The organism is Streptomyces sp. NPDC058457, from assembly GCF_042720695.1.
Taxonomy (GTDB): Bacteria; Actinomycetota; Actinomycetes; order Streptomycetales; family Streptomycetaceae; genus Streptomyces.
In genome coordinates this window covers 30186-38347 of record NZ_JBHXLU010000113.1, presented here as the reverse complement: position 1 = coordinate 38347, position 8162 = coordinate 30186, and the positions used below count along the sequence as shown (strand labels likewise).

Here is an 8162-nt window from a genome sequence, read left to right as displayed (position 1 = left end):
GTCCACACGCCGACTGCACCGCGACCCCTGTCCCGCCCTCCCGCTGCCGTGCCCCAGAAAGGTGACCTCCGATGGCAGCTGGCCCCGCCACCCCGCACCCCGACGACTCCGAAGGCCCGGACGGCCAGGACGGCCCCGACGGGCCCCCGCGCGGCAGCCGGCTGCCCGTGTGGGGCATCGCCGTCGTGCTCCTGGCCGTGGCGCTGGTCGGCGGACACACCAACGGCTCCGGCACCACCGGCAGCAGCCGGGCCGAGAGCACCGACGCCGTCCCCTCGGCGGATCCGCGCCGGACCGGTCAGGCGCTGCCCCGGTCCACGCCGACCCGCCTGCTCATCCCGAAGATCTTCGTCGACGCCCCCTTCACCACCCTCACCATCGGCTCCACGGGCCAGCTCCAGCCCCCGCCTGCCGACAACACCAACCTCGTCGGCTGGTACTCCAGGGGCGCCGCACCCGGCGAGGCGGGCACCGCGATCATCGCGGGCCACGTCGACACCAAGACCTCGGCGGCCGTCTTCGTCAGGCTGGACGAACTGGAACGCGGAGACCGCTTCACGGTGAGCCGGGCCGACGGCACGGACGCGAACTTCGTGGTCGACGACGCCGACACCTTCGCGAAGGACGACTTCCCCAGCGAACGCGTCTACGCGGACACCAGCCGCCCCGAGGTGCGCCTGATCACCTGCGCCGGGGACTACGACCGCGACGTCAAGGACTACACGGAGAACCTGGTGGTCTTCGGCCACCTGGTCTGACACCGCACCGGGGACGCGGGGTCAGCCGCCCGTGGACTCCCGCACCACCAGGCGGAAGGGACCGGTGAACTCCTCCTGTTCCGGTCCCGGTCCGCTCCGGTCGATGCGTGCCGCCAGCAGGGCGACCGCGCGTTCGGCCATCAGGTCGTGGTCCGGGTCGACGGTGGACAGGGAGGGCACGAGGTACGCGCTCTCGTCGACGTTGTCGAAGCCGATCACCCTGACCTGCTCCGGCACCCGGACCCCGGCGTCGGCGAGGGCGCGCAGCACGCCCATGGCCACCGTGTCCGTCACACAGAACACCCCGTCGAAACCGAGGCCGTCCGCCATCCGTTCCCGGACGCGGCGGGCGGCCTCCTGCATGGTCAGCGACTCGGCGGTCACCACCAGCTCCGGGTCCGCCGGCAGCCCGGCGGCCGCCAGCGCCCGCAGATATCCGGCGTGCCGCAGGCTCGACACGTCGGCCTCCGTGCCCAGCCGCCCGCACACGATGGCGATCCGCCGGCAGCCCCGCTCGACGAGATGGCGGGTCGCGGCCTGCGAGGCAGCCTCGTTCGGCATGGCGACATGGGCGACGGGCCCGCCGAAGATCCGCTCGCCGAGGATCACCACCGGATGGTCGACGTCGAGCGCCCCGACATCGGCCGGGCCCATGCCGACCGTGCTGAGGATGAGGCCGTCGTAGAGCCGGTTGCGGGACAGGGACAGGGCCGCCAGTTCGTTCTCCCGGCGGGCGCCGGTCTGCTCGATGCTCACCCGCAGGCCGTGCCGGGCGGCCGCCGCGATGATCGAGGCGGCCAGCCGGCCGTAGTACGGGCGGTTGATCTCGGGGACGGCCAGGCAGATGGTCCCGGTACGGCCCCTGCGCAGGTTGCGGGCGGCCACGTTGACCCGGTAGCCGAGCCGGTCCACCGCCTCCAGGACGCGTTCCCGGGTGGCCGGGCGGACGTTGGGGTGCCCGTTGATCACGTTGGAGACGGTCATCGCCGACACCCCGGCGGCCTTCGCCACGTCCTGGATCGTCGCCACACTCACTCCCGTCGGCTGTCCTCGGCCAGACGATAGAGGGCGGCACCGTGGGCGGGCAGCACGGCCACCAGCTGCCGGCCGTCGTGCGCGGTGCCGGTGCGGGTCCACAACTCCCGGACGCTGTCGCGGGGCGTGGCTCCGATCGAGCCCAGCGGCACCTCGAAGCACCGCTCCTCGTCGGCCAGCGAGAACACCGCCGCGTACCGGGTGTGCCCGTCGGCGTCCCGGGCGGTCCACAGCACCAGGTCCCGCTCCCGCAGCACCTCCTGGTTGCCGGTGCTGTGCCACAGGACGTCGAGGGCCTCGTCGTTGGTGAGCAGTTCGATGGTCCCGGGCGGGGAGGTGGGCAGGTCGCCGCCCATCATCAGCGGGGAGCGGGAGATCAGCCAGAGGGTGAGCAGGCTGACCTGCTCGGGCCTGGTGAGGGCCGACTGGCGGTCCGCGCCGCGCTCGGCGCGGATCCCGATGTGGCCGAGCGGCAGCATGTCGGCGTCCGCCCAGCCCGCCCGGCCCTGCCAGGGTGCCCAGCGGGCCATCCGCGCGAACTGCGCCTCGACGTCCTCCCAGCGGTCCCACAGGTCGTCGCAGACCCGCCACATGGTGGCGTGCTCCCGCAGGTGGTCCAGGCGGGCGAGGGACATGTCGGTACCGGGGGAGAGGCTCAGCTCGATGGCCCGCCCGCTGCGCTCGATCGCCAGCGCGTAGGAGGCGATCTCCCGCTCGTGGTACGGGAAGAGCATGTCGTCGGCCTTGACGAAGTCGACTCCCCAGGCGGCGAACTGGGCGACCTGGGAGTCGTAGTAGGCCTGGGCGCCGGGGTGGTCGTGGTCCAGGCCGTAGTTGTCGGAGTTCCAGGGGCACACGGAGTCGGTGTCGGCCACCTCCGCGGCGGTGAACTCCGTCCCGAGCACGGGCAGTCCGGCCTCCACCGCACGCCGCGGGATGCCCCGCATGATGTGCAGCCCGAAGCGCAGGCCCATGGCGTGCACCCGCGCGGCCAGCGGTCCGAACCCGGCCCCGCCCGCGGCCGAGGGGAACCTGTTGGGGGCGGGGAGCTGGCGGCCGTGGCCGTCGAGGACGAGCGGGGCGTCCGGGTTGTAGCCGTGGGCGCGGGCGCTGGGCTCGTACCACTGGATGTCGACGACGACGGTGTCCCAGCCGTGCGGGAGCAGGTGCTCGCGCATGAACTCGGCGTTGGCGAGGACCTCTTCCTCGGTGACGGTGGTGCCGTAGCAGTCCCAGCTGTTCCAGCCCATGGGCGGTCGCAGATGACGGGCGGGCAGCGGACGTGCGGGTCGGGTCATGTGCGCACTCCTGCGGGTCAGGACTGGTTCAGGGGGGCCTGGACGGTCACGAACGAGTGGGGCGGGAGGGTGAGCCGCAGCCCGCCGCCGGTCACGGACACGCCGTCGAACGCCCGGGGGGAGACGGTCGTCGACGCCTCGGGGGTGTTGTGGGCCTGGAGCTTGTCGGCGGTGAGGATCCGGGCGGCCGGCTCGCCGAGGGTGCCGCCGCGCAGGTCCAGGGTGACCTCGGTGGGTTCCTCGGCGTCCAGGTTGCTCAGCGAGATCAGGACCGTGCCGTCCTTGACGCTGGCGGAGGCGGACAGGGTGTCGAGTTCGGCGTCCCCGACCGGGCGCCGGGTGCCCTCGCCGCGTACGTGCACCGGGAGCGACGTGGCGTCCTGGTGGCCCTTGTTCATCTCGAAGACGTGGTACGTCGGGGTCAGGACCAGGGCGTCGCCGTCGGTGAGCAGCATGGCCTGGAGGACGTTGACGGTCTGGGCGATGTTGGCCATGTGCAGGCGGGCCGCGTGCTTGTGGAAGATGTCGAAGTGGGTGCTCGCCACCAGCGCGTCGCGCAGGGTGTTCTGCTGGAAGAGGAAGCCGGGGTTGGTGCCGGGCTCCACGTCCCACCAGGTGCCCCACTCGTCCAGGACCAGGCCGACGGTACGCCCCGGGTCGTAGACGTCCATGACCGTGGAGTGGCCGGTGAGGATGCGGTCGATGCGCCGGGCCGACAGCATGGTGCGGTAGTGGTCGTCGGCGGTGAACCCGGTGGCGCTGCCCTTGGCCTCCCAGGGGCCGGAGAGCGTGTAGTAGTGGACGGAGAGGCCCTGGAAGAAGTTCTTCGGGGTGGCCTCGCAGCCGAAGCAGCTGATCTGCTGCATCAGCGTCTCGGTCCACTTGTAGTCCGCGTCGGAGGCGCCCGAGGCGATCCGGTAGAGCGTGTTGTCGCCGTGGTCGCGGCAGTACGTGGCGTACTGGCGGGCCAGGTCGGCGGAGTACTCGGCGCGCATGTTGCCGCCGCAGCCCCAGGTCTCGTTGCCGATGCCCCAGTACTTCACCCGCCAGGGCTCCTCGCGGCCGTTCTCCTTGCGCAGCCGCACCATCGGGCTGTCGCCGTCCCGGGTGAGGTACTCCACCCACTCGCTCATCTCGCGGACGGTGCCGGAGCCGACGTTGCCGCTGATGTAGGGATCGGCGCCGAGGAGTTCGCACAGGGCCATGAACTCGTGGGTGCCGAAGTGGTTGTTCTCCTCGACGTTGCCCCAGTGCGTGTTGACCATCCGGGGGCGCCGCTCCCGTGGGCCGATGCCGTCCTGCCAGTGGTACTCGTCGGCGAAGCAGCCGCCGGGCCAGCGCAGGTTGGGGATGTCCAGGGCGCGCAGCGCCTCGACGACGTCCAGGCGGATGCCGCCTTCGTTCGGGACCGGGGAGTCCTCGCCGACCCAGAAGCCGCCGTAGACGCAGTGGCCGAGGTGTTCGGCGAAGTGGCCGTAGAGATGGCGGCTGATCGTCGGGCCCTCGATGTCGAGGTTGATGATCGCGGTGGCGGTGGGCACGCGGGCACTCCTGACCGGACGGTGTTGTTCGATATATAGAACAGGGTTCGCAGGCTCGGTTGTATCGATAAAAAACTGCCATCCGGCCGTGATCGCGTCAAGAGTGCGGACAGCCCGGCCCCTCTGCGCACACAGAGGGGCCGGGCTGCCGGAGGCGAGGCGGTCAGACCGCCGGCGCCGGGAACGTCGGGTACTCGACGCCGGAGACGTACTGGACGACCCGGACCACCTGGCAGGAGTAGCCGAACTCGTTGTCGTACCAGAGGTAGAGGATCGCGTTGTCGCCCTCCACCTTCAGCGCGCCGGCGTCGACGATCGACGCGTGGCGCGAGCCGATGAAGTCGCTGGAGACCGCGTCCGGGGCGGTGATGAAGTCGATCTGGCGCTTGAGCGGCGAGGTCAGCGACACCTCGCGGAGGTAGTCGAGGACCTCCTCGCGGGAGGCCTCGCGGGCCAGTTGGAGGTTGAGGATCGCGATCGACACGTCCGGCACCGGGACCCGGATCGAGCTGCCGGTGATCCGCGCCTTGAGGTCGGGCAGTGCCTTCGCGACGGCGGAGGCGGCACCCGTCTCGGTGATCACCATGTTGAGCGGCGCGGACCGGCCGCGGCGCTCCGACTTGTGGTAGTTGTCCAGCAGGTTCTGGTCGTTGGTGAACGAGTGCACGGTCTCCACGTGCCCGCGCAGCACCCCGTACTCGTCGGCCATGGCCTTCAGCGGCGGCACGATCGCGTTGGTGGTGCAGGACGCGCAGGACAGGATCTGCTCGTCCGGCTTGACGGTGTCGTGGTTGACGCCGTGCACGATGTTCGGGACGTCGCCCTTGCCCGGCGCGGTCAGGACGACCTTCTCGATACCGGGGCGCAGGTGCTTGGACAGGCCCTCGCGGTCCCGCCACTTGCCCGTGTTGTCGATGAGGATCGCGTTCCGGATGCCGTACGCCGTGTAGTCGACCTGCGACGGGTCGTCGGCGTAGATCACCTTGATCTCGTTGCCGTTGGCGAGGATCGTGCTGTTCTCCTCGTCCACGGTGATCGTGCCCTGGAACTGGCCGTGGATGGAGTCGCGGCGCAGCAGCGAGGCGCGCTTGACGATGTCCTCGCCGCCCGCGCCGCGCACCACGATGGCGCGCAGCCGCAGGCCGTTGCCCGAGCCGGCCTTCTCGATGAGCAGCCGGGCGACCAGACGGCCGATGCGGCCGAAGCCGTACAGGACGACGTCCCGCGGCTCCCGGCGGTCGATCTTGTTGGCGCCGGTGGCCCCCGCGACCTCCTCCGCGGTGAACGCCTCGACGCTCAGGCCGCGGTCGTCGGCCTTGTAGGTCGCGGCGAGCATGCCGATGTCGATCTGGGAGGGGCCGAGGTCGAGCGTGGTGAGCGCCCGCAGGAACGGCATCGTCTCGGTGACCGAGAGCTCGGCCCCGTCGATCTGGCGGGCGAAGCGGTGGGTCTTGAGGATGCTGACCACCGACTTGTTCACCAGGGAGCGGCTGTGGAGGAGGACCGTCACGTCCTGCTCCCGGTGCAGCTTCCCGATGAGCGGGATCATCGACTCCGCGATCTCCTCGCGGTTCTTCCAGTTGGTGAACGAGTCGTCGTTGACAGTCACAGACCTGAATCTCTCGATCGAGCTGGGTGGCGCTCATATGGTAAACAGGCCGGTGAATGATCGATCAAGGGGGTCCGGGTGTGATGCCGGTCGCCCGCTCACCCCTGTGACCTCCAGGTGCCCCTCAGGTCGCCGGCCACGTCGAGCAGCAGCGTCCGGAAGACGTCCGCCAGCGGGGTCAGCACGGTGTCGGCCCGGGTCACGGCGTGCAGGTCGCGGTGGAGCGGTGGGTCGGCCAGCGGACGGTGCGTGGTGCCGGGGACCCGGGTGAGGGCCAGCCGGGAGACGAGCGCGACGCCGTAGCCGGTGCCGACGAGGGCCTGGGCCAGGTCGTACGACGCCGTCTGGAACCGGATCCTGGGGGTGAATCCGGCGCCGGCCGCCGCCCGGTCCAACTGCTCCCGGGCGGCGTGCCCGGCGAGGATGGTCACCCAGGACTCGTCCCGGAGCTGCGCCAGGCGCAGAGGTGTGCCGTCGGGGGATCCGGTGACCAGGGGGTGGTCGTCGGGCAGGACGATGACCATGGGGTCCCGCAGCAGCGTGTGCACGGTGAGGTGCGGGGGCGGCTCCGGGGGGAGCGCCCAGGAGGCGATCACCGCGACGTCGAGTTCACCCGCCGCGACCCGCTCGACGCCACGGTCGGACAGCAGGTCCTCCACCGACACGTCGGCGTTCGGATACCGGTGCCGCAGCGCGGTCAGGGCGGGCGGGAGCAGATGCAGGGCGGCGGCCAGGAAGGCGCCCACCCGCAGCCGCAGCGACAGGCGGCCGAGGAGCGCGGCGAGCCGTTCCCCGGCCTGTTCCGTCTGCTCGTCGACGACCCGTCCGTGCTCCGCGAGCAGTGCGCCGGCCGCCGTGAGCGACGCGCCGCGCGGTCCGCGCACCACCAGCGGCGCGTTCCAGTCCCGCTCCGCCCGGGCCACCTGCTGGGTCACCGCGGCCGGGGTCACGCCGAGGGCGTGGGCAGCACCGGCGAGCGAGCCGTGGCGGTCGATCATGGCGAGCAGGCGCAGCTGCCCCGGATCCGAGGTCACTAAATAATCTTAATGCTGGCCGGAGCAGTTCTGACTTCTCTTCACGCACCGCTCGCGACAGCCTGGTGGCGGATCACCAACCCCGCACCAGTGAGAAGGTCGGCGACACGTGCCCATACACCTGCCCCTGTTCGTGATCACCACCTGGCTGCTGGCCATGCTCCCGGGCGCCGGACAGGCGCTGATGATCCGGCAGATCCTGACGTTCGGCCCACGACCGGCCCTGGCCACCGTCGCGGGCAACGCCACCGGACTGCTCGTCTGGTCGACCGCCGCCGCCGTGGGCCTCTCCGCCGTGCTCCTGGCCAACCCGCACGCCTATCTGGCGGTACGCCTCGCGGGCGGAGCGGTGCTGTTCGCGCTGGGGCTCAGCACCCTCAGGGCGGCGGCGGAGCGGGGCGTCGCCGAGATCGACCCGGGCGGCGGGACGGACGGTCCCGGCGGTCTCCGGGGCGCCTACGGCGCCGGGCTGGGCACGACGCTGGGCAATCCGAAGGCCGGGGTGTTCGCCGTGTCGGTGCTGCCCCAGTTCGTCACGGCCGACGGCCCCGTCCTGCTGAGCAGCATCGCGCTCGGCGTGCTCTGGGCCGTCGTCAACGTCTGCTGGTACCTGCTCTTCACCTGGGCCGTCGGCCGGGGCCGGGCCCTGGTCTCCCGGCCGGCGGTGCGGCGCGCACTGAACATCGTCACCGGCGTGGTGCTGTGCGGGCTCGGCGTGGCGGTGGCCGGGGGAGTCTGACCGGAACCGGTGGGTGCCGTCGCGGAGCGCATCGCCTGACGCACCCGCAAAGACCGGTGGGGGGGGGTGAGCAGGCGTGTTATGCGGCGGGCCGGGTGCGTGGTCCGGGAGTGGCACCCGGGGGGGGTGGGTACGCTGGTCGGGTTGT

Annotated in this window: 7 protein-coding genes; 2 read left to right on the top strand and 5 right to left on the bottom strand. The window is 71.5% G+C overall.

Annotation, left to right across the window (positions count from 1 at the left end):
- Positions 1-71 precede the first annotated feature (71 nt).
- The gene (locus ACFWPS_RS47650; RefSeq protein WP_383718871.1) at positions 72-758 is read left to right on the top strand and encodes a class F sortase; all 687 of its coding nucleotides are present in this window, start codon (positions 72-74) and stop codon (positions 756-758) included.
- A 21-nt stretch (positions 759-779) separates the two neighbouring features.
- On the opposite strand, the gene ACFWPS_RS47645 is transcribed toward ACFWPS_RS47650, so the two are convergent.
- The 5 genes from ACFWPS_RS47645 to ACFWPS_RS47625 form a co-directional block, all read right to left on the bottom strand.
- Positions 780-1787: a LacI family DNA-binding transcriptional regulator gene (locus ACFWPS_RS47645; protein WP_383718868.1), complete on the bottom strand. Its 1008-nt coding sequence runs from the start codon at positions 1785-1787 to the stop codon at positions 780-782.
- Between the two features lie 2 nt (positions 1788-1789).
- Positions 1790-3091, bottom strand: coding sequence for a glycoside hydrolase family 27 protein (locus ACFWPS_RS47640; protein WP_383718866.1), 1302 nt, complete (start codon positions 3089-3091; stop codon positions 1790-1792).
- Between the two features lie 17 nt (positions 3092-3108).
- Positions 3109-4632: an alpha-N-arabinofuranosidase gene (locus tag ACFWPS_RS47635; RefSeq protein WP_383718864.1), complete on the bottom strand. Its 1524-nt coding sequence runs from the start codon at positions 4630-4632 to the stop codon at positions 3109-3111.
- A gap of 163 nt (positions 4633-4795) precedes the next feature.
- Positions 4796-6241 carry a glyceraldehyde-3-phosphate dehydrogenase gene (locus ACFWPS_RS47630; RefSeq protein ID WP_383718861.1) on the bottom strand — a complete coding sequence of 482 codons (1446 nt, stop codon included), beginning with the start codon at positions 6239-6241 and terminating at the stop codon, positions 4796-4798.
- A gap of 98 nt (positions 6242-6339) precedes the next feature.
- Positions 6340-7275, bottom strand: a complete 936-nt coding sequence (locus ACFWPS_RS47625; protein WP_383718859.1) for a LysR family transcriptional regulator — start codon at positions 7273-7275, stop codon at positions 6340-6342.
- Positions 7276-7384: 109 nt separating this feature from the next.
- Here ACFWPS_RS47625 and ACFWPS_RS47620 point away from each other — a divergent pair, with 109 nt between their 5' ends.
- Complete coding sequence (locus ACFWPS_RS47620) at positions 7385-8014, top strand: LysE family translocator (RefSeq protein ID WP_383718857.1); 630 nt, start codon at positions 7385-7387, stop codon at positions 8012-8014.
- Positions 8015-8162: the final 148 nt, after the last annotated feature.

Coding starts and splice junctions, on each gene's coding strand:
- ACFWPS_RS47650 (WP_383718871.1), top strand. CDS start 72: ATGGCAGCTGGCCCCGCCACCCCGCACCCCGACGACTCCGAAGGCCCG.
- ACFWPS_RS47640 (WP_383718866.1), bottom strand. CDS start 3,091: ATGACCCGACCCGCACGTCCGCTGCCCGCCCGTCATCTGCGACCGCCC.